The organism is Klebsiella sp. D5A (assembly GCF_001620885.1).
Lineage (GTDB): Bacteria > Pseudomonadota > Gammaproteobacteria > Enterobacterales > Enterobacteriaceae > Klebsiella > Klebsiella variicola.
In genome coordinates this window covers 346,010-368,403 of record NZ_KV407481.1, presented here as the reverse complement: position 1 = coordinate 368,403, position 22,394 = coordinate 346,010, and the positions used below count along the sequence as shown (strand labels likewise).

General features: G+C 58.6%; 24 protein-coding genes. 16 read left to right on the top strand and 8 right to left on the bottom strand.

Annotated features, from left to right (window positions below; translation table 11 throughout):
* The first annotated feature begins 284 nt into the window (after positions 1-284).
* The gene (locus AS136_RS01830; protein ID WP_008806377.1) at positions 285-530 is read left to right on the top strand and encodes a hypothetical protein; all 246 of its coding nucleotides are present in this window, start codon (positions 285-287) and stop codon (positions 528-530) included.
* Positions 531-940: 410 nt separating this feature from the next.
* Here the strand turns inward: AS136_RS01830 and AS136_RS28450 are convergent, their stop codons facing one another.
* Positions 941-1,138, bottom strand: coding sequence for a hypothetical protein (locus tag AS136_RS28450; protein ID WP_153242724.1), 198 nt, complete (start codon positions 1,136-1,138; stop codon positions 941-943).
* A 244-nt stretch (positions 1,139-1,382) separates the two neighbouring features.
* Between AS136_RS28450 and fimB the strand changes: the two genes are divergently transcribed.
* The 10 genes from fimB to AS136_RS01770 all read left to right on the top strand — a co-directional run bounded on the left by fimB (position 1,383) and on the right by AS136_RS01770 (position 11,529).
* Positions 1,383-1,988, top strand: coding sequence for a type 1 fimbria switch DNA invertase FimB (gene fimB, locus AS136_RS01815; protein ID WP_012967261.1), 606 nt, complete (start codon positions 1,383-1,385; stop codon positions 1,986-1,988).
* 463 nt (positions 1,989-2,451) lie between these two features.
* Positions 2,452-3,060, top strand: coding sequence for a type 1 fimbria switch DNA invertase FimE (fimE, locus tag AS136_RS01810; protein ID WP_022064927.1), 609 nt, complete (start codon positions 2,452-2,454; stop codon positions 3,058-3,060).
* 480 nt (positions 3,061-3,540) lie between these two features.
* Positions 3,541-4,089, top strand: a complete 549-nt coding sequence (fimA, locus tag AS136_RS01805) for a type 1 fimbrial major subunit FimA (RefSeq protein ID WP_008806380.1) — start codon at positions 3,541-3,543, stop codon at positions 4,087-4,089.
* Between the two features lie 70 nt (positions 4,090-4,159).
* The gene (fimI, locus tag AS136_RS01800; protein WP_063266649.1) at positions 4,160-4,696 is read left to right on the top strand and encodes a type 1 fimbrial minor subunit FimI; all 537 of its coding nucleotides are present in this window, start codon (positions 4,160-4,162) and stop codon (positions 4,694-4,696) included.
* Positions 4,697-4,745: 49 nt separating this feature from the next.
* Entirely contained in the window at positions 4,746-5,450 is a 705-nt protein-coding gene (locus AS136_RS01795) for a fimbria/pilus periplasmic chaperone (protein ID WP_012540619.1), read from the top strand.
* Between the two features lie 80 nt (positions 5,451-5,530).
* Positions 5,531-8,146: a fimbrial biogenesis usher protein gene (locus AS136_RS01790; protein WP_012967258.1), complete on the top strand. Its 2,616-nt coding sequence runs from the start codon at positions 5,531-5,533 to the stop codon at positions 8,144-8,146.
* A 10-nt stretch (positions 8,147-8,156) separates the two neighbouring features.
* The gene (fimF, locus tag AS136_RS01785; protein ID WP_023323247.1) at positions 8,157-8,684 is read left to right on the top strand and encodes a type 1 fimbrial adaptor subunit FimF; all 528 of its coding nucleotides are present in this window, start codon (positions 8,157-8,159) and stop codon (positions 8,682-8,684) included.
* A 12-nt stretch (positions 8,685-8,696) separates the two neighbouring features.
* Positions 8,697-9,197: a type 1 fimbrial minor subunit FimG gene (gene fimG, locus AS136_RS01780; protein WP_012540616.1), complete on the top strand. Its 501-nt coding sequence runs from the start codon at positions 8,697-8,699 to the stop codon at positions 9,195-9,197.
* Between the two features lie 17 nt (positions 9,198-9,214).
* Complete coding sequence (locus tag AS136_RS01775; RefSeq protein ID WP_012540615.1) at positions 9,215-10,120, top strand: fimbrial protein; 906 nt, start codon at positions 9,215-9,217, stop codon at positions 10,118-10,120.
* The gene (locus tag AS136_RS01770) at positions 10,117-11,529 is read left to right on the top strand and encodes a cyclic diguanylate phosphodiesterase (RefSeq protein WP_023323248.1); all 1,413 of its coding nucleotides are present in this window, start codon (positions 10,117-10,119) and stop codon (positions 11,527-11,529) included. The genes AS136_RS01775 and AS136_RS01770 overlap by 4 nt, the downstream gene beginning before the upstream one ends.
* A 42-nt stretch (positions 11,530-11,571) precedes the next feature.
* Here the strand turns inward: AS136_RS01770 and AS136_RS01765 are convergent, their stop codons facing one another.
* Positions 11,572-11,844: a GNAT family N-acetyltransferase gene (locus tag AS136_RS01765; protein WP_008806388.1), complete on the bottom strand. Its 273-nt coding sequence runs from the start codon at positions 11,842-11,844 to the stop codon at positions 11,572-11,574.
* A gap of 11 nt (positions 11,845-11,855) precedes the next feature.
* Complete coding sequence (gene yjdI, locus AS136_RS01760; RefSeq protein ID WP_012540613.1) at positions 11,856-12,086, bottom strand: 4Fe-4S mono-cluster protein YjdI; 231 nt, start codon at positions 12,084-12,086, stop codon at positions 11,856-11,858.
* Between the two features lie 206 nt (positions 12,087-12,292).
* On the opposite strand from yjdI, the gene AS136_RS01755 reads away from it, so the two are divergent.
* The 4 genes from AS136_RS01755 to AS136_RS01740 are packed head-to-tail and all read left to right on the top strand — an operon-like array spanning position 12,293 to position 16,992.
* Positions 12,293-12,565: a YtcA family lipoprotein gene (locus AS136_RS01755; protein ID WP_008806389.1), complete on the top strand. Its 273-nt coding sequence runs from the start codon at positions 12,293-12,295 to the stop codon at positions 12,563-12,565.
* A 6-nt stretch (positions 12,566-12,571) separates the two neighbouring features.
* A complete protein-coding gene (gene mdtN / locus AS136_RS01750) occupies positions 12,572-13,597 on the top strand; it encodes a multidrug transporter subunit MdtN (RefSeq protein WP_008806390.1) in 1,026 nt (341 codons plus the stop codon).
* A gap of 12 nt (positions 13,598-13,609) precedes the next feature.
* Positions 13,610-15,547 (top strand): multidrug efflux transporter permease subunit MdtO, encoded by a 1,938-nt coding sequence (gene mdtO / locus AS136_RS01745; RefSeq protein ID WP_023323249.1) that lies wholly within the window; start codon positions 13,610-13,612, stop codon positions 15,545-15,547.
* A complete protein-coding gene (locus tag AS136_RS01740; protein WP_023323250.1) occupies positions 15,544-16,992 on the top strand; it encodes an MdtP family multidrug efflux transporter outer membrane subunit in 1,449 nt (482 codons plus the stop codon). Before mdtO ends, AS136_RS01740 begins: the two co-directional genes overlap by 4 nt.
* Positions 16,993-17,256: 264 nt before the next feature.
* Here AS136_RS01740 and AS136_RS01735 read toward each other — a convergent pair whose 3' ends face one another.
* From AS136_RS01735 to AS136_RS01715, 5 genes are all read right to left on the bottom strand, one after another.
* A complete protein-coding gene (locus AS136_RS01735) occupies positions 17,257-17,556 on the bottom strand; it encodes a DUF1889 family protein (RefSeq protein ID WP_008806393.1) in 300 nt (99 codons plus the stop codon).
* Positions 17,557-17,739: 183 nt separating this feature from the next.
* Positions 17,740-19,293 carry a peptide MFS transporter gene (locus tag AS136_RS01730; protein WP_008806394.1) on the bottom strand — a complete coding sequence of 518 codons (1,554 nt, stop codon included), beginning with the start codon at positions 19,291-19,293 and terminating at the stop codon, positions 17,740-17,742.
* Positions 19,294-19,769: 476 nt separating this feature from the next.
* Positions 19,770-20,192 carry a glutaredoxin-dependent arsenate reductase gene (arsC, locus tag AS136_RS01725; RefSeq protein ID WP_008806395.1) on the bottom strand — a complete coding sequence of 141 codons (423 nt, stop codon included), beginning with the start codon at positions 20,190-20,192 and terminating at the stop codon, positions 19,770-19,772.
* Positions 20,193-20,201: 9 nt separating this feature from the next.
* Positions 20,202-21,494, bottom strand: a complete 1,293-nt coding sequence (locus AS136_RS01720) for an arsenic transporter (protein WP_008806396.1) — start codon at positions 21,492-21,494, stop codon at positions 20,202-20,204.
* Positions 21,495-21,546: 52 nt separating this feature from the next.
* Positions 21,547-21,876, bottom strand: a complete 330-nt coding sequence (locus tag AS136_RS01715) for a metalloregulator ArsR/SmtB family transcription factor (RefSeq protein WP_008806397.1) — start codon at positions 21,874-21,876, stop codon at positions 21,547-21,549.
* A gap of 219 nt (positions 21,877-22,095) precedes the next feature.
* On the opposite strand from AS136_RS01715, the gene AS136_RS01710 reads away from it, so the two are divergent.
* Positions 22,096-22,389 (top strand): YciI family protein, encoded by a 294-nt coding sequence (locus AS136_RS01710; RefSeq protein WP_023323251.1) that lies wholly within the window; start codon positions 22,096-22,098, stop codon positions 22,387-22,389.
* The last annotated feature ends 5 nt before the right edge of the window (positions 22,390-22,394 follow it).

The window sequence follows — 22,394 nt, the reverse complement described above, 5'->3', positions numbered from 1 at the left end:
TATTGCACGCGACTTAATCATTCACAACAGACGTATTTAATTCACTTGACTAATATCAAGCCAAATAATTCATTATATCTACGACTCATCCAAAAGTTATGTTGCTTATATCGCATTAAAACACAATAAAAACATAGACATCAGAAACGACGGATTCATTTAATAAAAAACAACGTTATCGCTGGCAGCGATGCATTTTGTGCTATCCTCACTTAAGCTATATGATAATTTTATAATTACCTGCTAATTATTTATTGTGTTTATAAAAACAGAAGGCCATCTCCATGAAAAGAGGCTTACTTGCCCTGGTCTGCGTCGCGCTGCTGGCGCCATCGTTTTCGGCGCAGGCGACCTGGCGTGGCGACAAACGCCAGGACGCCCGCGATATCCGACAGGATAGCCGCGAGCAAGGTCGTGATACCAAGCAGGAATGCGTCCGCAATAACAATCAAAGCAACGCCAGCTGCCGTCACGATAAACGGGAAAACCGCCGCGAAGGTCGCCAGGAAGCACGTGACGAAAAATGGTGAAACTGAGGCTTCGGCGTCTTCAGGACGTCATTCCTCCCACCGCCGGAGCCTTTAACGCCCCCTCATACTTCAGTTGTCTGGCTGACATTTGTGGCATGCGCCTTATTCTTAGCATAGAGCAGAATATTCCCGCGCCCCCCTCAGACCGTATCCCGGTCCTCATCATATCCCCCTTTTTTCCAGCCCACTAATATCGCCGCCACTGGCGCTTACCGTGCCTGATACCACTCCACTTCGACCACATGCTTTAGATTAAACTGAATTACTGAAATACAGCGTAAAGTGCCCTCATACAGACAATGGCTATTATCCCCAGGCTTTTTGCAGTATGGTTTAATCACTGTTGTAGTTTTGCAGTGAATGCTATCCAGACGATGCAGAGTTGTATTCTGTCTGAGAAATTTCTCATGCTATTCCCGAAGGTTGTTGGCGCGGGAGGTTGGTTTGCTGGCGCAATGATGTCCAGCAGGCAGGCAATAAATCATGACGGCATTGATGGCCGCCTTGCCGCGGCCGGAAGCCCGCGCCTTCATCATCATGCGGGCATCATCAAGAGGATCAGGGATGTACAGGACGTGGAAACCACCAGGAAAGCGACGCCACTTCAACCCGCTAACCCTTTCTTTACCCTTCAGCTTGCGGCGCCTTATCGGTGGCGATGGAGATAGCCTATGATACCGCACGCTCACTCAGCGATAGCATTCAGATTTTGCCTTCACCAGGTGAAACGCTTTCGTATGAGATTAAAACGTTATCAGCACGCCGTTTCAAAATAAAAAGGCAGTCGAATTTAACAATGACCTGACGCAGGCCTGGAAAGAGAAAAATATGCCTGCAATAAAAGGGAAAACCATGACGAATAACGCCGATATAAAAAAAAGGAACTTCCTGACTCAGAATGAGATCGAGTCTTTACTTAAAGCCGCCGATACCGGTCTCTATGCCGCACGGAATTATTGCCTGACATTACTGTGCTTCATTCACGGTCTGCGAGCCAGCGAGATCTGCCGTCTACGAATATCGGATATCGACCTTGCTGCCCGCTGCGTTTACATCCATCGACTCAAAAAGGGGTTTTCAACTACCCATCCGTTGCTGGAGAAAGAGATCCACGCCCTAAAGCGATGGCTGGCCATTCGCAGCAGCTGGCCGCAGGCAGCCAGCGAATGGCTGTTTCTCTCCCGCAAAGGTAATCCCCTTTCTCGCCAGCAGTTTTATCAGATTATCGCCTCATCAGGGGATCTGGCGGGATTACCGCTGGAGATCCACCCACACATGCTGCGTCACTCCTGTGGCTTTGCGCTGGCCAATATGGGGATCGATACCCGTTTGATCCAGGATTACCTTGGGCATCGCAATATCCGCCATACCGTCTGGTATACCGCCAGCAACGCGGGACGTTTCTATGGCATCTGGGACAATACGCGCGACAAACAGCGATCGTCTTTGATCCAATAACCTTGACGCCAAGGATGGCGTTGTCTCGCAACCTGCTCGCAAATTATAACATTTATTATCATTAACCCTGCGTTAATTATGATTACTGTTCCCGCAAGTTCTTATTTATTCCTGCCAGCTCCGCGTCAATTTAACCCTGCGTTCATTCTGGATTTGACCGAATTATTTATTGCTCGAGTAAAATTTCCGCACCGTTTTTTTAATGACAACGTGCGCCAGAAAAAAATCCTTTTATTTTATGCACCTGGCGATAACATCTGGAGAGGCTATTGAGACAACGATTAAAATCTTTAAAATTAAGAATTATCGCCCGGCGATATTTTTAGTATCAGTCAATGTAATGTGCTATCTATTCGTGGTTAATCAACTTCACCCTACAACGTTTTAGCATTACGCATTCTTTTCGTCATGGCGTAAGGTTTCGCCGTGACGGTCATTCATCCTTTTTTCAGGAGCTAATATTGTGAACCGACGTCGTTTTCTTACCGCCAAAGAAGTTCAGGCAATGATGCAGGCCGCTCGCCAGGGCCCAACCGGTGAACGGGATTACTGCCTCATCCTGCTTGCCTTTCGCCACGGCATGCGCATCAGCGAACTGCTGGATCTGCACTATCACGATCTGGATCTGCATGAAGGACGGGTCAATGTGCGGCGGCTTAAGAACGGTTTTTCGACTATTCATCCGCTGCGCTTTGATGAGCGCGAGGCAATCGAACGCTGGAGTCAGGTCCGCGCCGGCTGGAAAGCGGCGGCAAAAACCGACGCGCTGTTTATCTCTCGTCGCGGTACGCCGCTCTCACGCCAGCAGGCATATCGTATTATTCGATCCGCCGGTGAAAATGCGGGCACCGTGACGCACACGCACCCTCATATGCTGCGTCACGCCTGCGGCTATGAACTGGCGGAAAGAGGTACAGATACCCGTTTGATACAGGATTATCTGGGACATCGTAATATTCGTCACACGGTACGCTACACCGCCAGCAATGCGGCGCGTTTTGCCGGGATTTGGGAAAGAAATAATCTTTTAGAGGAAAAAGGCCTGCCAAAGGAAAATGATTTAAATGATTGATTTAATACAATAAAATTAATTGCTAACAGGTCAATTGGGGCCAAACTGTTTATATCATAAAAATGTTTTGTAATGTTTTGCAACTCACCGCGCTATATTTCTGCAGAAAAAATCATAGTTTATTGATTATTATATATTTTTAATCACGCAATCACTCACTTTTCTCCCACCATACTCCCGTTGCACCGGCGATCCTTCGCCAGCGCCATCGCTATTCCTTTTGCACTCCCGCCCACCACTCCAGATTATATACCCACAAAAAGCCAAATAAACAGAATTTAAAACCACAAATAAGCCAGTCAAAAACCAAAAACAGATCATTTACCCCGACGAGTCAAAATGGCCCCAATTGTCTCATCAGTTGGGTAAAAACTGTGCAGAGCCGGCAGCCTGACTACTCGGCTGAAATCTGACATGCCTGGAAGGCACATCGGCTGCCAATCCGGTTCGTTATTTCGACATCGTTCAAAGGAAAACAGTATGAAAATCAAAACACTGGCAATGGTTGTTGTGTCAGCCCTGTCTCTGAGCTCCGCGGCGGCGCTGGCCGATACCACCACGGTCAACGGCGGGACAGTGCATTTTAAAGGGGAAGTCGTCAATGCGGCCTGTGCGGTAGATGCCGGCTCTATCGATCAAACCGTCCAGTTAGGACAGGTGCGTTCCGCGAAACTTGCCACCGCAGGTAGCACCAGCTCCTCCGTCGGTTTCAACATTCAGCTGGATGACTGCGACACCACAGTGGCGACCAAAGCTTCTGTCGCATTCTCCGGTACCGCTATCGACAGCAGCAACACCACCGTTCTGGCACTGCAAAACTCTGCCGCCGGCGGCGCAACCAACGTTGGCGTGCAGATCCTCGACAGCACCGGCACGCCGCTGGCGCTGGACGGGGCCACCTTCAGTGCCGCGACCACGCTGAATGACGGCACCAACATCATCCCGTTCCAGGCGCGTTACTACGCGACCGGCGCAGCGACCGCCGGTACGGCGAACGCGGATGCCACGTTCAAAGTGCAATACGAGTAAGGCCCGATCCACGCAGGGAGGCAATCAGGGCCAGGAGGGCCCGCTCTCTATTTCCAACTGGAGTGAAACGATGCAGGGAATGAAATCAGGTCTGCTGCTGCTACTACCCCCGCTGGCCCTGGCCGGTAATCAGTGGAACGTCACGCTGCCTGGGGGCAGCATGCGTTTTCAGGGCCTGATTATGGCGAGTTCCTGTCGCGTCGAAGCGGGCGATCGGCAGATGACGGTCAATCTGGGGCAGATCAGCAGTAACCGATTTCATGATGTCGGGGAAGACAGTAACCCGATCCCTTTCGCGATTCATTTACAGGATTGCAGTACCGCAGTCAGCCAGCATGTGGGGGTGGCATTTCACGGCGTGGCTGATGGTAAAAATCCCGATGTGCTCTCGGTGGGCGAAGGCCCGGGGATCGCCAGCGGGATTGGCATTGCGCTGTTCGACAGTCAGGGCCAGCAGCTGCCGCTCAATGGTCCGCCCGACCGCTGGGTGCCGCTCTACCGCGGACCGACGACGCTCAATTTTGTCGCCAAATATCGGGCGACCGGACGCCAGGTCACCGGCGGCGCGGCCAACGCCCAGGCCTGGTTCTCATTGACCTATCAGTAATTAATCCGCAGACAAACAGGACAACACGGTGAGCAGACAAGGAGATAACGTGAGAAAAATGGCAACGACGACACGCGGCATACTGGCGGGATGTTTACTTTTCGTCGCCGGTGCGTTGAGCGCCAGCGCGCAGGCGGGCGTCGCGCTGGGCGCGACCCGGGTTATCTACCCGGCGGGACAGAAGCAGGTCCAGCTCGCGGTGACCAATAATGACGACAACAGCACCTGGCTTATACAGTCATGGGTGGAAAATGCCGATGGTCAGCGAGACGGCCGGTTTGTCATCACTCCCCCGCTGTTTGCCATGCAGGGCAAAAAAGAGAACACCCTGCGCATTATCGACGCCACCAATAACCAGCTGCCGCAGGATCGGGAAAGCCTGTTCTGGATGAACGTGAAGGCGATCCCCTCGATGGATAAATCCAAGCTCAGCGACAATACCCTGCAGCTGGCGATTATCAGCCGCATCAAGCTCTACTACCGTCCGGGAAAACTGGCCCTGCCCCCGGATCAGGCGGCGGAAAAGCTGACCTTTAGCCGCAGCGGATCGTCGCTGACGCTGACGAACCCCACCCCTTATTACCTGACGGTGACCGAACTGAACGCCGGGACGCGCATTCTGGAAAACGCCCTCGTGCCGCCGATGGGCAAAACCAGCGTCAAGCTGCCCGCGGATGCCGGGAGCACCATCACCTATCGCACGATTAACGATTACGGCGCGCTGACGCCGAAAATGAATGGCGTACTGCGTTAACCCAGAGTACCCCGCCGCGCGGGCCACGCTGCGCATGACCAGAAGCACTGACAGCCGGGCAACGTCGGACCGGAGGGATTATGTCACATCGAAAATATGGACTGGACCATTGGGGTTGCCGAAGCGCCCGGCGCCTGATTACGCCGGCGCTGACGCTGTGGCTCTGCTCACAGCCGTTTGCCGCGCGGGCGGACCTCTATTTTAACCCCCGCTTCTTAGCTGACGATCCGGCGGCGGTGGCTGACCTGTCGGGATTTGAAAAAGGCCAGGAGGTGCCGCCAGGCACCTATCGCGTCGATATTTATCTCAACAATGGTTTTATGACCACCCGGGACGTCACTTTCCAGGCCGACGCGCAGGGCCATGGCTTGTCGCCCTGTCTGACGCGCGGCCAGCTGGCGAGCATGGGCGTGGATACCGGTCGGGTGCCGGGCATGGCGACGCTGGACAGCGCAGCCTGCGTGCCGCTAACGACGCTTATCAGCGAAGCCACCACGCGCTTCGACGTCGGCCAACAGCGTCTGTATCTCACCGTGCCTCAGGCATTTATGGGCACCCGCGCGCGCGGCTATATTCCGCCGGAGCTGTGGGATAACGGTATCACCGCCGGGCTGATTAACTATAACTTCACGGGCAATAACGTCCATAACACCACGGGTGGCAGCAGCCGTTACGCCTATCTGAATCTGCAGAGCGGCCTGAACGTTGGCGCCTGGCGTCTGCGCGATAACAGCACGTGGAGCTACAGTAGCGGCAGCGGCAGCGCTTCCTCCAGTGAAAACCGCTGGCAGCACGTTAACAGCTGGCTTGAGCGGGACATCACGCCTCTGCGTTCGCGGCTGACCCTCGGGGACAGCTATACCAACGGCGATGTCTTCGACGGGATCAACTTCCGCGGCGCCCAGCTGGCCTCGGACGACAATATGCTACCGGACAGCCAGAAAGGCTTCGCGCCGGTGATCCACGGGATCGCCCGCGGCACGGCGCAGGTGTCAATCAAACAAAACGGCTATGAAATCTACCAGAGCACAGTGCCGCCGGGGCCGTTTACCATCGACGATCTCTACGCCGCGGGCAATGGCGGCGATCTGCAGGTCACGATTAAAGAAGCGGATGGCTCCCGCCAGGTCTTCAGCGTGCCCTGGTCAACGGTGCCGGTGCTGCAGCGCGAAGGCCATACCCGCTTCGCCCTCACTGCCGGAGAGTACCGCAGCGGCAACAGCCAACAGGAAACGCCCGATTTTTTCCAGAGCACGGCCATGCATGGCCTGCCGGCGGGCTGGACCCTGTACGGCGGCACTCAGCTGGCGGACCGCTATCGCGCCTTTAACCTTGGGGTGGGGAAAAACATGGGCTATTTCGGCGCCCTGTCGCTGGATATCACCCAGGCCAACGCCACGCTGGCGGACGACAGCGAGCATCAGGGACAGTCGGTGCGTTTCCTCTATAACAAATCCCTGGATGAGACCGGGACTAACCTGCAGCTGGTGGGCTACCGCTACTCCACCCGCGGCTACTATAACTTTGCCGATACCACCTACCGCCGGATGAGCGGCTACAGTGTGGAAACTCAGGACGGCGTTATCCAGGTGAAACCCAAATTTACCGACTACTACAATCTGGCTTACAGCAAGCGCGGCAAGGTGCAACTGAGCGTGACCCAGCAGCTGGGCCGCACCGCCACCCTCTATCTCAGCGGCAGCCACCAGACCTACTGGGGCACCGACGATGCCGATGAGCAGCTGCAGGCCGGCCTCAACGCCGCCGTAGACGATATCAACTGGTCGCTAAGTTACAGCCTGACCAAAAACGCCTGGCAGCAAGGGCGCGATCAGATGCTGGCGGTCAACGTCAATATCCCCTTCAGCCACTGGCTGCGTTCCGATAGCCGCTCAGTCTGGCGGCACGCCAGCGCCAGCTACAGCCTGTCGCACGATCTCAATGGCCGCATGACTAACCTGGCGGGCCTGTACGGCACCCTGCTGGAAGACAACAACCTCAGCTATAGCGTGCAGACCGGCTATGCGGGCGGCGGCAACGGCGACAGCGGGAGCACAGGCTATACGGCGCTCAACTACCGCGGCGGCTACGGCAACGCCAACGTCGGCTACAGCCGCAGCGACGGCTTTAAACAGCTCTACTACGGGGTCAGCGGCGGCGTGCTGGCGCACGCCAACGGCATCACCCTGAGCCAGCCGTTGAACGATACCGTGGTGCTGGTGAAAGCCCCCGGCGCCGGCGGCGTGAAGGTGGAAAACCAGACCGGGGTACGCACCGACTGGCGCGGGTATGCCGTCCTGCCCTATGCCACCGAGTATCGCGAAAACCGGATCGCGCTGGACACCAACACCCTGGCAGACAATGTCGACCTTGATGATGCAGTGGTCAGCGTGGTGCCGACCCATGGGGCGATCGTCCGCGCCAACTTTAACGCGCAGGTGGGGATGAAGATCCTGATGACGCTGACCCATCGCGGCAAACCGGTGCCGTTTGGCGCCCTCGCCACCGGCGACAGCAACCAGAGCGGCAGCATCGTCGCGGATAACGGCCAGGTCTACCTGAGCGGGATGCCGCTGGCGGGCAAGGTGCGAGTGAAATGGGGCGATGGCCCGGACGCTCAGTGCGTGGCCGATTATCGTCTGCCGCCGGAGAGTCAGCAGCAGGCGCTCAGCCAGCTGTTGGCCGCGTGCCGCTAAGGAGATCATGATGAAAACACTGCAGTATCTGCTGGGCGCTCTGCTCACTCTGGCCGCGCCGCTGAGCTTCGCTGCCGATAGCACGATCACCATCAGCGGCTATGTGCGCGACAACGCCTGCGCAGTGGCCGGCGAGTCGAAGGATTTCACCGTCGATTTTCAGGACAACGCCGCAAAGCAGTTTTATGCCGTCGGGGCGACGACGCCGCCGGTGCCGTTCCGCATCGTGCTGTCGCCCTGTGGCACTTCCGTCACCGCGGTGAAGGTCGGTTTCACCGGCGTGGCGGACAGCGTCAACACCAGCCTGTTAAAACTCGATGCCGGCGCCTCGGCGGCGGCGGGAATGGGGGTGGAAATTCTCGATCAGCAGCAGTCCCGGCTGCCGGTCAATGCGCCGTCGTCAGCCATGTCCTGGACCACGCTGACGCCGGGCCAGACCAACATTCTCAACTTTTACGCCCGTCTGATGGCCACTCAGGTGCCCGTCACCGCCGGGCATGTCAATGCGACAGCGACATTCACGCTGGAATTTCAGTAAGCGGAGGCTGAAATGAAATGGACCCACGTGGGCTGGCTGCTGGCCGGCCTGTTAACCGCGAGCGCTTCCCTGCGGGCGGCCGACGTCACCCTCACCGTCAACGGGAAGGTGGTGGCCAGACCCTGCACGGTTTCCACCGTCAATGCCACCGTCGAGCTGGGCGATCTCTATACCTTTAGCCTGATCGGCGCGGGCTCGGCATCGGCCTGGCACAGCGTGGCGCTGGATCTCAGTAACTGCCCCGTGGGTACTTCACGGGTGAAGGCCACCTTCAGCGGGACGGCGGACAGCACCGGCTATTACAAAAACCAGGGAACGGCGGGCAATATTCAGCTCGAACTGCAGAGCGAGGACGGCACCACGCTGAACAATGGCAGCAGCCAGTCGGTACAGGTGGATGAGGCCAGCCAGTCCGCTCGCTTCCCGCTGCAGGTTAGAGCCCTGTCCGTCAACGGCGGCGCCACGCAAGGCACCATTCAGGCGGTGATTAACGTCACCTATACCTACGCCTGAGCCAGGAGAGCATTATGATGAAAAAAATTATCCCCCTGTTCACCACCCTGCTGCTGTTGGGCTGGTCGATGAACGCCTGGTCCTTTGCCTGCAAAACGGCCACCGGGGCGACGATCCCCATCGGCGGCGGGTCAGCCAACGTCTACGTAAATCTGACACCGGCGGTTAACGTCGGGCAAAACCTGGTGGTCGACCTCTCCACGCAGATTTTTTGCCATAACGACTATCCGGAAACGATCACTGACTACGTCACCCTGCAGCGCGGATCCGCCTACGGCGGCGTGCTGTCGAGTTTCTCCGGCACCGTGAAATATAACGGCACCTCTTACCCCTTCCCGACCACCACGGAAACGGCGCGGGTGGTTTACGATTCACGGACCGATAAGCCCTGGCCCACCGTCCTGTATCTGACGCCGGTCAGCACCGCCGGTGGGGTGGCGATCACCGCAGGATCGTTAATCGCGGTGCTGATCCTGCATCAGACCAACAACTATAATAGCGACTCCTTCCAGTTCATCTGGAACATTTACGCCAACAACGACGTGGTGGTCCCCACCGGCGGCTGCGATGTCTCCGCCCGCGATGTCACCGTCACCCTCCCCGACTACCCGGGATCGATGGCCGTGCCGCTCACCGTGCACTGCGCGCAAAGCCAGCAGCTGGGGTATTACCTCTCCGGCACCACCGCGGATAGCGCCAACGCGATCTTCACCAATACCGCCTCCGCCTCGCCGGCGCAGGGGATAGGCGTTCAGCTGACCCGCAACGGCAGCGCCGTGCCGGCGAACAGCACGGTCTCGCTGGGCACCGTCAGTACCTCGCCAGTTAATCTCGGTCTGACGGCAACCTATGCCCGGACCACAGGCCAGGTCACTGCCGGCAACGTGCAGTCGATCATCGGCATCACCTTTGTCTATCAATGATGACCGACTATATCCTCTCACCCTGCTCGCTGGCCGCCCGCGGGTTGAGCCAGCTGATGGTGAACGCCGCGAAGCGGCCCGTTGAGCTGCCGGTCGAGGGCGTGTCCTTGCGGGAGCTGACCGCCGTGAAGCGGATCGTGGTGTTTCTCCCTGACGATCCCCTGTGGATGCTCACCACGCTGCGCCAGGCGGCAAGGCTGCTCGACCAGGCCTTGCAGCCGTTACCGATGTTGATTCTGAGCCGCAGCCCGGCCATCTGGCTGTGGCAAACGCTGCTTTATCAGGTGAGCCATCCGGATCGTCTGCGCAACGTCCATACCGCCCCCGCCGATCTCTCCTGCACGGAGCTGGCCGATCGGCTGGAGAACGCACCGCGACTTGAGCGGCTTGCCAGTGAAGCCGCCCTGCTCAACGACAAACGAGCCGCCGGATTGAGCCATGCCGAGTTCAAAGTGATCCTCGCCCTGCTGCAAGGGCAGACGATAGGCGAGCAGGCCCGGCGTCTCCGATTGAGCCAGAAAACGCTCTACACCCAGCGGCTGGCCGGGGTGAAAAAGCTGGTGGAATATCACCCACATCTGGCCCCCCGCTTTCCGCGTACGCTGCTACCGCGCTCATCCGCCAGCTCACTGTCGGCGTTTGAACAGGAATGGGTACAAGCGATCCACGATCGCCAGGTCTTCCCGGTTTTTCAACCTATCGTCGATAGTCGCTCACAGCTACAGGGGGTGGAGATCCTGATCCGCTGGCGCCACCGCGGCCAGGTTCTCCATCCGCAGGCTTTTTTGCCGCAGTTCCGCGCCGACTACGCCTGGCTGCTGCTCACGGCCTTTGTCCTGCAGGAGGCCGTGCAGAATATTAATGAGCATCCGGGTACTTTCTATTTTTCGGTCAATATTCCTTCCTCGCTCGCCGCCAGCGATAGCCTGCTGCGGATGGTGGAAGCCGCTCGCCAGCAGCTCCGGCAGCCAGAGGGCGTGGAAAGGCTGGTGCTGGAATATGCTGAAACCATCGATTTTCGCCGTCAGAGCCGATCCACCGCCCAGGTGGAGGAACTGCAACGTGCTGGCGTGCGGGTGATGCTGGACGACTGCTTTTCTCAGGGGAGCGTCATCTTTCCGGCGCGTCGCCTGCACTTCAATGCCTATAAACTGGATATGAGTATCGTCAACGACGCTCAGCACGATCAGAAGGCGCTTGCGCTGATAAAAAGCCTGGCCTACTACTGCCAGTTGAGCGGCAGCCGCTGCGTGGCGGAAGGGGTGGATTCGCTGGCGAAGTTTACGCAGTTAAAATCGCTGGGTATTGACCGTTTCCAGGGCTATCTGTTTTCACCGCCGATGCGGCGCGAGCATCTCCCGGATCTGATCCGCCGCTTTTCCCATCAGCGCGATCCGGCGGATCGTTAATGGCGCGAGAAAAGCGCACCGGTTGGCACCGGTGCCGGTACGTCAGGCGCGAATATCGTCGTATTCGCGGGTGTTATCGAATTCATGTTTGGCAAACGGGCAGAGAGGGATGATCTTCCGCTGCTCCTGGCGCATTTTTTCCACCACCTTCGCCACCAGCTGTTTCCCCACGCCCTGGCCTTTCAGGCTGGGATCAACATCGGTATGTTCGATAATGCTGAGGTGGTCGCCGGTGGGAACAAAAACAATTTCCGCCACCTGGTTTCCCTGCGCGTCGTTAACATAAAACTTGTTGTGCCCTTCCAGTATTTCCATCTTCTCCTCGCTTATTTATGACGATAGTGCAGGGCGCCGCTCGGGCAGGTATCGATCACTTTTACCACCGTCGCCACATCCACTTCATCCGGGATAATCCACGGTTTACGCTTCAGGTTAAAAAGCTTCGCGCTGCCGCGCACGCAGTTCCCCGAATGCTGACAGATCGCCGTATTAAAGTAGACGTCGATTTTCTCTCCGGTGTAGGCCCGGTAGCCCGCTTCCAATAATTCCTTATCCATGACATTGCCTCGTTCTTTTTTTATGTTTCAGGCTAAGCATAGTCCTACACGTCGCGGCTGACTACGCGTAAGCGTGGGAATTGGCGCCTCACATCATGCTTTCCCATCGGGTAAGGATCCCGCAGTCGGCGATCCGTTGACTTTCATTCCCGCAACGAGGCGATTACACTCATCACACACTGGTATGATCACTCAGGGATGCTCTATTGAATCATATTGCCACCATCGCCCGCCCGGCGCGGTTACTGCTCGTCTTGCCGCTTTCTGGCTGCTCACTTTCGCCCGCGATCCCGGTATTGGGCGCCGCGTTCCCCGGCTGGTTTTTCTGCTTATTGGGCGGGGCGTTTTTACTGATCCCCTGCCATATCCTGATTACCCGTAAAGGCTGGCAGCCGCGCTTTTCTCCTCTGGTCTTCAGCTATGTCGCGCTGATGTTCCTGTTCGCCACGCTGCTGTGGTTTCTGTTTTTTGTTCACTGATCGCTTATGACAACTTCCCGCACTCCCCTGTTACGCAAAAAGTGGCCTCTGCTGGCGCTGGTCCTTGCCGCTATCCTGGCGCTGATCCTGGTTATCTGGCAGTTGCAAACCTCGCCGGAGACCAATGACGCCTATGTCTATGCCGATACCATCGATGTGGTGCCCGAGGTCAGCGGACGCATCGTGGAGATGCCCATTCGCGATAACCAGCGGGTGAAAAAAGGCGATCTGCTGTTCCGCATCGACCCCCGCCCCTATCAGGCGATGCTCGATGACGCGAAAGCGCGGCTGACGACCCTCGACGCGCAGATCATGCTGACCCAGCGCACCATCAAAGCGCAGGAGTATAACGCCCAGTCGGTGGCGGCCGCCGTCGAGCGCGCCAGAGCGCTGGTCAAGCAGACCACCTCCACGCGCACCCGCCTTGAGCCGCTGGTGCCGCAGGGGTTTGCCTCCCAGGAAGATCTCGATCAGGCGCGCACCGCTGAGAAAGCGGCGCGGGCGGAGCTGGAGGCCACGCTGCTGCAGGCCAGACAGGCCTCGGCGGCCGTGACCGGCGTGGATGCCATGGTGGCGCAACGCGCCGGGATCCTGGCGCAGATCGCCCTCGCCGAACTGCATCTGGAATTTACCGAAGTGCGTGCGCCCTTCAACGGCGTGGTGGTGGCGCTGAAAACCACCGTCGGCCAGTACGCCTCGGCGCTGAAGCCGGTCTTTACCCTGCTGGATGACGACCGCTGGTATGTGATCGCTAACTTCCGCGAGACCGATCTGAACAACGTGCGCCCCGGCGTGGCGGCGCGGATCACCGTGATGACCAACCACAACCGGACCTTTAACGGGGTAGTCGATTCGGTCGGCTCCGGGGTCCTGCCCGAAGGCGGGAGCGTCATCGAAGGGCTGCCGCTGATCCAAAAAAGCATTAACTGGGTTCACGTCTCGCAGCGCTTCCCGGTGAAAATCGCCGTCAGCGATCCCGATCCGGCGCTGTTCCGCATGGGCGCCTCGGCCAGCGCCGTGCTGCAGCCGTAGCCGGGGGACGCGATGTTTCCTCTCGCCCATTTTTTACGCCAGGAGCTGCGCGACGCGCCGGGACGCGCCAGCTACACGCTGCGCCTGACGCTGAGCTGCGCGGTGCTCATCACCCTGTTTATGACCCTGCAGATCCCCTTCCTGGCCGTTGCGCTGATCGTCGTGTTCTACGTCAGTCAGCCTAACGTGTTGATGATCAAGCTGGTCAGCGTGGTCTTTTTTGTTACCGTCACCGTGGCGCTCGGCGGCGTGCTGCTGATCATCAAGTGGACCTATGACTACCCGCTGATCCGCCTGGCGGCCTCCGTGGCGCTCTTTTTCTGCGCCATCTACCTGATGCGGGTGCTGGGTAAGCTGGGACTGGCTTTTTTCGTGGTGGCGCTGGCGGTGATTTATGCTCAGACCTTCCCGTCAATGACCAGTCAGAGCGAGATCCTGGTGCGGCTGCTGCTCTGGCTGTGGGTGGCGATTAACACCGCGATCCTCGTCACTTTGCTGGTCAACGCCTGTTTTCAGCAGGCCTTTCCCGGCAACCAGTTTAAGGCGCGCCTGGCGGGGATGCTGCACGAGGTCGCCCGGCGGCTGACGGCTCCTGGCGATGAAGCGCCACCGACCTTCGGCGAGACCGCCGCGCAGTTCAACCAGCTGCAGTCGCTGTTCGCCCAGGCCAGCCGGGCCACGCCGGAGATAGCCGCCGAACCGCAGGCCTGGCGCTCGCGGCTGGCCGCCACCCTGCGCTGCTATCAGCTGGCGGCGCTGCTGCAAGCAGACGAGGCGGATAGCGACGATCGCCAGCAGCTGTCGCAGGCGGTACTGAAGCTGAAGAGTGCCCTCAGCGAGGAACAGTTTGACGGCGCCATTCCTCCCCTGGCGCTCAGCGGTCGTGGCATTAATCACGCGGTTCTGCAGGAGATGGCTACCCTCCTGCAGCAGCTGGCGCAGGGTGAGCCCGTCGCCCTGCCGCAGGGTGAGGTGGAGAAGGCGCCCCTGCTGGCGCCGGACGCCTGGCGTAACCCCGCTTATCTCCATTTTGCGCTCAAGACCCTGCTGGCGACGCTAATCTGCTATGTCTTCTATACCGCTGCCGACTGGCAAGGGCTGCACACCATTATGCTGAGCTGCGTCATTGTCGCCCAGCCCGGGCTGGGCGCCACGATGCAAAAGACATGGCTGCGTATCGGCGGGGCGCTGCTCGCCACCCTGCTGGCGCTGCTGTTAATCGTCTTTGTTCAGCCCTGGACCGATTCGCTGTCGGGCCTGCTGGCGATGTCTCTGCCGGTGCTGGCGCTGGCGGCGTGGATTGCCGCCGGCTCGGAGCGTATCGCCTACGCCGGGATCCAGATTGGTTTCACCTTTGCGCTGGCCTTCCTCAGCTGGTTTGGCCCGCTGACGAACCTCACCGAGCTGCGGGATCGGGTGCTCGGCATCCTGCTCGGGGTGCTGGTCTCCTCCATTGTCCATTTGTATCTCTGGCCGGACAGCGAAGCGCCGCAGCTGAAATCGCGCCTCGCCAGCCTCTATCGCCGGCTGGCGGACTGCCTCGCCGCCCCGCACGATGCGGTGCCGCTGGCCCCTCTGTTTGTCGCCTTCACCGACAGCGAAGCGCTGCTCCATCGGGTTCGCGCTGAACCGCTGGGCACCTGGGCCCATCCCTGGCCCCAGGCGAAAGGCTGGCCGATGCGCGCCACCCTCGCCCAGGCCGAGGAGATCGCCCGCCTCAGCGAAGGCTACCGGCTCAACGCCGCGCCGGGAGACCCGACGCTGGCCCGCTGCGCCGAACAGCTGCGGCGCTACGCCGAACGTATCGAACAGGAGGCGGCAGCGCCTGACGGGACGCTGGCCGCCGATCTCCGCAACCCCTTTGGCCCGGCGCTGGCTACCGCGCTGGCCGCCCTGCCCGACTGGGGCCCGACACCGATAGCGACTGAGCAACAGGCTAAAACGTCATGATGATGCTTCCTTTCCCCGCGCGATTGCGGGTCACTCTCTTTACCCTGACGCTGACGCTGCTCAGCGGCTGCGCGCTGATCCAGGATGAGCCTTCCCAGGTCGCCATCGTCAATCCGCAGCAGGCCCAGCTGGCGCAGGTGATCCACCTGGCGAACAGCGACTGGCCGGCAGCCCGCTGGTGGGAGGCCTATGATGATCCTCAGCTCAACCTGCTGATCAACCGGGCGCTGCAGAACTCGCCGACCATGCAGGCCGCCCGGCTACGCATCTCCCAGTCGCAGTCCACGGTGGAACTCGCCCGGTCGGCGATGGGCCTGCAGGCCACCGCCGTCGCGGCGCAAAACCGCCTGCGGATCACCGACAAATCCTTTAGCTGGCCCTACTCGTACTCCCTGCCGGTGGATAAGAACGGTCCCTGGTATACGCTGAATACCGTTGGCGTCGGGGCGCAGCTGAATATCGATCTCTGGGGAGCCGATCGCGCCCGGGTCGCCGCCGCCATTGGCGAGAAAAATGCCCGGCTGGCGGAAACCGCCGGCATTGAACTCGACATCGCCAGCAGCGTGGCGCAGCTCTATTTCGCCATGCAGGCGACGTTCCAGAAAATCGCGCTGCTGCAGGAGCTGGAGGGTATTGCCCAATTCTCGGCAGCGGCCCATGAGCACCGGACCCAACGCGGCGTGGAAGACAGTGTGGATGTGGCCAATGCCCGGGCTGAGCAGCTCGCCGCTCGCCAGCAGATTATCAGCGCCGAGGGGATGCTGACCCAGTATCGTGAAACCCTGCGGGCGCTGATCGGCGCCGATGCGCAGAGCATGCCGGCGATCCATCCGGTGGCGCTGCCGGCGCTCCAGGAGACGCTGCCGCCATCGCTCTCTTTCGAGCTGCTGGCCCGCCGCCCGGACCTGCAGGCGCTGCGCGGCTACGTGACTGCCTCCCTGAGCCAGGTCGATGCGGCGAAAGCGGCCTTCTATCCTCATTTTGATATCAAAGCGTTCTGGGGATATAACGCCCTGAGCGTCGGGGATCTGTTTAAGTCCTCTTTCCAGCAGATCAACCTGCTGCCCGGGCTGTATCTGCCAATCTTCGACGGCGGTCGTCTGAACGCTAATCTGCAGTCGGTGCGCACCGCCAGCAACATCCTGATCAAACAGTACAACCAGGCGGTGCTGGACGCGGTGCGCGATGTCGCCATCAGCTCCAGCCAGCTTAACGATCTGAACCAACAGCGCGCGCTGCAGCAGCTAAAGGTCACCGCGGCGCAGACCACTACCGACAGCGCTCGCGCCCATTATCAGCGCGGCCTGCTCAGCCGCTACGCCGCCGAAGAAGCTCGCCGGGCGGTCCTCGCCCAGCAGCTGTTGCTGCTGGACATTGAGGCCCAGCGGCTAAGCACCGACATTACCCTGATCAAAGCCCTGGGCGGCGGCTATCGCGGGCAGTAACAAAAATGCCTTCCCCGAGGGGAAGGCATTCAGACTGCAGACAAAGTGCAATCTTCAGAGATTGCCCGGCGGCGCTGCGCTTGCGCGAGCCTGCAACTAACTGCATAAATTTTTGATGTTGCTGTATTTTGTAGGCAGGGTAAGGCGAAAGCCGCCACCCGGCAGAAAGGCGAGCACAATAACCAAACAGGTTTGTCATCAGCAAAAATGCCTTCCCGGATGGGGAAGGCATTTAACAGAAGAGGCGGGGTGGCTGCGCGGCGATTACACCAGGGCGCGCAGCTCCTCCTGCATATAGGTGGAAAAGAATTCCGGATGCTTGATGACCATCCGCTCGCCGGCGGCGATCCGTTCAGCCCAATCCGCCACTTTGTCGGTAAACCCGGCGCTCCAGCCCTGCTGCTGCCCGCGTTCAGCGACGTCGGCCGGGGTGGCGGGCACGCCCAGCTCTTTCAAATATTTGAGAATTCCCTTCGCGGTACTTTCATCCATAGACTGTGGTACTGGCTCAGACGTATTCATACCACCGATGAAATCCAATGCTTTATCAATGACTGCTGGCATAGGTGTGTCCTTATATTAACCACATAGTAAACCTGACTACACTATGGACCGGAAAGTGACGTGATTTCAAAGAACACGCTCACGTTATGGGACATCGCGCATTGTGAAAAAGGGATTTTGTTCTGCTGAGGCGGGTTTCGTACAAAAATAAGCCGGCCCCGTAGGGCCGGCCTGAGGATCGCGTCAGGCGTTGCTGACGGATGTTTGCCCGGCGCTGGACCGACTGTTCTCCAGCATCCGGCGGACCGGGACAATCAGCACGGCCAGCACGGCGGCGCAGATCAGCAATGCGATGGAGCAGCGGGCGAAGAGGTCCGGCAGCAGCGACAGCTGATCGGCCTTCACGTGACCGCCAATCAGGCCCGCCGCCAGGTTACCCAGCGCGCTGGCGCAGAACCACAGGCCCATCATCTGGCCGCGCATTCTCTCCGGCGCCAGCAGAGTCATGGTCGCCAGACCAATCGGACTCAGGCACAGCTCACCGAGCGTCAGCATCAGGATGCTGCCCACCAGCCACAGCGGCGACACACCGGCCCCGCCGTTGCTCAGGACGTTCTGCGCCGCCAGCATCATCAGGCCAAAGCCCGCCGCTGCGCACAGGATGCCAATCACGAATTTGGTCATACTGCCCGGACGCACGTTTTTACGCGCTAGCGCAGGCCACGCCCAGCTGAATACCGGCGCGAGCAGAATGATAAACAAGGCGTTAATCGACTGGAACCAGACCGCGGGGATCTCAAAGTCGCCGATCATCCGGTTGGTGTAGTCGTTAGCAAACAGGTTAAAGGAGGTCGGTTTCTGTTCAAACGCGGACCAGAAAAAGGCCGCCGAGACCAGCAAAATAAAGCACACCAGCAGGCGCGCCCGCTCTTTACGGTTCAGCCCCGCGAAGACGAACAGCCAGATGAAATAGAGCGCCACGGAGGCGGCAATCACATAGACCAGCACGCTGGCCACCGCCACCGGGTTAATCACGATCGTGCCCAGGCTAATGAGCGTGACCAGCACCGCCACCCCCAGGGCCAGCGCCAGCAGCCACGCTCCGACGCCATTCTTTTTCGCCACCGGGCTGTTCCAGGTGGAATCGAGGCCGACCTCCGCGTCATAGCGCTTCATCGACGGCACGGCAAAGACGCGGAAAATGACCAGCGCCACCAGCATCCCGATCCCCCCGATGCCGAAGCCCCAGTGCCAGCCATGGGATTTAATCAGCCAACCGGAGATCAAGGGCGCGATAAACGAGCCGATGTTGATCCCCATATAGAACAGCGAAAAACCGCCGTCGCGGCGCGCGTCGCCTTTTTTATACAGGGTGCCGACCATCACTGAGATACAGGTTTTAAACAACCCGGAACCCAGGACGATAAACATCAGACCGATAAAGAACAGGTCGTTGCCCAGCCATGCCGACAGGGCGATCGACAGGTGCCCCAGGGCGATCAGGATAGAGCCGTACCAGACGGCCCGCTGCTGGCCAAGCCAGTTATCCGCCAGCCAGCCGCCCGGCAGCGCGGCCAGATACATACTGCCAGCAAAAATCCCGACGATCGCCGAGGCGTTCTCCCGCGCCAGTCCCATCCCGCCGTCGTACACCGTCGCCGCCATAAACAGGATCAGTAAGGGACGGATGCCGTAAAACGAGAAGCGCTCCCACATTTCGGTGAAGAACAGGGAGCCCAGCGGATAAGGATGGCCGAAAAAGGTACGGCTTTCGTTTTTATTAACAGAGGAATGCATAAATTCTCCAGGTAAGGTGCGCCGCAGCGCAAGTTAACCGTATAAAGCGGGCTGACGATTTATAATTTGTTTGCATTAACATCAAACGCGAGCATTTTTAACCATTTGATAACCACACAATGGTTTTGTCCAGCCCCTTACCTTCCCTTTTTAGATGAAAAGTCGACAAACATCTAGTTTTACAGATTTAACGTTCATAAAAAGATAAACAGCATTGACTTTATATTAGCGCAGCAAATCCGATTATTTTTATTAAAAAACAGAAAGTTAACGCTAAGGCGAGGATCTATAGCGGCTCAGTTCGGCTGCCAGGATAACGACAGAAAAAGTAAGGAAAACAGGTGGAATGATGTAGAAACCACGCTAAGTGGCAATATTTCTCTATCAGGGACTATCCTGGCCCACGGTGTTTGTCGCGGAGGATGACGGGAGGGGAAGTGAGGCAGCCGGGAGTCAAAGCCGGCGCCTTTCGCGAGTTATTTCACACGCTGCCCTGCGGCATCAATGACTGGCTCACCGTCTTCCTTCACGAACGCGCCTTTTTGCGACGCCGTCAGGATCTCCAGCACCACCTCTGACGGGCGGCAGAGTCGGGTGCCCCGCGGCGTTGTCACGATCGGACGGTTAATCAGGATCGGATGCTGAAGCATAAAGTCGATTAACTGATCGTCAGTAAACCGGTCTTCCGCCAGCCCCAGCGCGTCGTAGGGTTCAACGTTTTTCCGTAGCAGGGCACGTACCGGGATCGCCATCGCGGCGATCAGCTGGCGCAGCTCATCGCGCGATGGCGGCGTCTCCAGATAATAGATAATGGTGGGCTCAGCGCCGCTGTTGCGGATCAGCGCCAGGGTATTACGCGAAGTGCCGCAGTCAGGGTTATGGTAAATGGTGATGCTCATCGTACGTTCTCATGGCTGGTTGAAGGAGAGACGCAGCGCCAGCGCGGCCAGCGTCACAAGCAGCACCGGCAGGGTCATGGTAATGCCGCAGCGGAAATAATACCCCCAACCGATGGTGATGTGCTTCTGCGCCAGCACATGTAGCCAGAGCAGCGTGGCCAGGCTACCAATTGGCGTGATCTTGGGCCCCAGATCGCAGCCGATGACGTTGGCATAAATCATGGCCTCTTTGATCGTCCCTGTTGCCGCGCTGCCATCAATCGACAGGGCGCCGACCAGTACGCTGGGCATATTATTCATTATTGAAGAGAGGAAGGCCGACAGGATACCGGTGCCCAGCGTCGCGGCCCAGAGCCCGCGCTCCGCCAGCATGTTCAGCACCGTGGTCAGATAATCCGTTAACCCGGCGTTTCGCAGGCCATACACCACCAGATACATTCCCAGCGAGAAGATCACGATCTGCCACGGGGCGCCGCGCAGCACCTTGCCGGTGTTAATCACCCGCCCGCGCTTCGCGACAGCAAACAGGATCCCCGCTCCCGGCGCCGCGATGGCGCTGACCGGGATCCCCAGCGGGTCAAGAACGAAAAAGCCGACCAGCAACAGCAGCAGCACGCCCCAGCCGGTGCGGAACGTCGCCGGATCTTTTATCGCCGTGACCGGCGCTTTCAGTAACGCCATATCCCAGGCCGGCGGGATATCCCGGCGAAAGAACAGGTGCAGCATCGCCAGGGTGGTGAGGATCGCCGCGAGATCGACCGGCACCATCACCGAAGCGTACTCCCTGAAGCCGATGGCAAAGAAATCTGCCGAAACGATATTCACCAGATTCGACACCACCAGCGGCAGGCTGGCGGTATCGGCAATAAATCCGGCGGCCATGACAAAGGCCAGCATCGTTCCCTTGCTGAATCCCAGCGCTCGCAGCATGGCAATCACGATGGGGGTGAGGATCAGCGCCGCGCCGTCGTTGGCAAACAGCGCCGCCACCGCGGCGCCGAGCAGGATAATCCAGGTAAATAGCAGACGACCCCGCCCTCTTCCCCAGCGGGAAACGTGCAGCGCGGCCCATTCAAAAAAGCCAGACTCATCAAGCAGCAGGCTGATAATGATAACGGCGATAAAGGTGGCGGTCGCATTCCAGACGATATGCCACACCACCGGGATATCGGCTAGTTGTACTCCACCGGTGGCCAGCGCCAGCGCCGCGCCAAAGGCCGCGCTCCAGCCGATCCCTAAACCCCGCGGCTGCCAGATCACCAGCACCAGGGTCAGGACAAAAATCGCGCCTGCCAGCAACATGATTACCCCCGTCAATCACATTCGAAAAAACAGATATGTTTAGATAAAATTTTTACTGACAACCCGCCCCGTCAGCCAGTCTGCAAACCATCATCCGCACATCGTCCTGCTGACTGAGCCAGGCCTGCTCAATCACCTGCGCCGCCCAGGCCGGCATCTGCGGAGAGAGGCGGTAATGGACCCATTTACCCTGTTTACGATCCAGCAGCAGCCCGCTTTCCCGCAGCATCGCCAGATGGCGGGAGATCTTGGGCTGGGACTGGGCGAGCGCCGTACAGAGATCGCAAACACACAGCTCTCCACGCGCCTTGAGCAGCAATACGATCCCCAGCCGGGTTTCATCGGCGAGGTTTTTGAACAGTTGCAGGGGCAATAAAGACATGATTTCTCCTTAAGCGTGACGGACAGCATACGGAACCACCAATAAAGATCAATATACATTCGTAAAAACATATGTGTTATTTCACGCCTGCGATAAGCCCCCGTTGAGTGGCTACACGCCCTCCCTTGCGCAATAGCACGGAAAAATGCCGCGCTTTCTTTTATCCCTCATCGAAATGTGTCAGGCTGGCGATCCCATCGGATTGACAGGGTTTTCAGGATGAGTACGCTTTATGTGGTTGTTTTAACGTATATAAAACCGCTCGAAGAGGTGGACGACGCCATTCCCGCCCACGTCGAATGGCTCAAAAAAAGCTATGCTGACGGCCTCTTTCTCGCCTCCGGCCGCCGCCTTCCCCGCACCGGCGGGGTGATTCTGGCGAAATGCGCCAGCCGGGAAATGCTGGAATCGCGTCTGAGTCAGGATCCCTTCCAGCAGTTGGGTCTCGCCCGTACCGAGATTATTCCCTTTGAGGCCAGCATGGCGTCACCCGTACTGCAGTCGCTGTTATAAGCGTA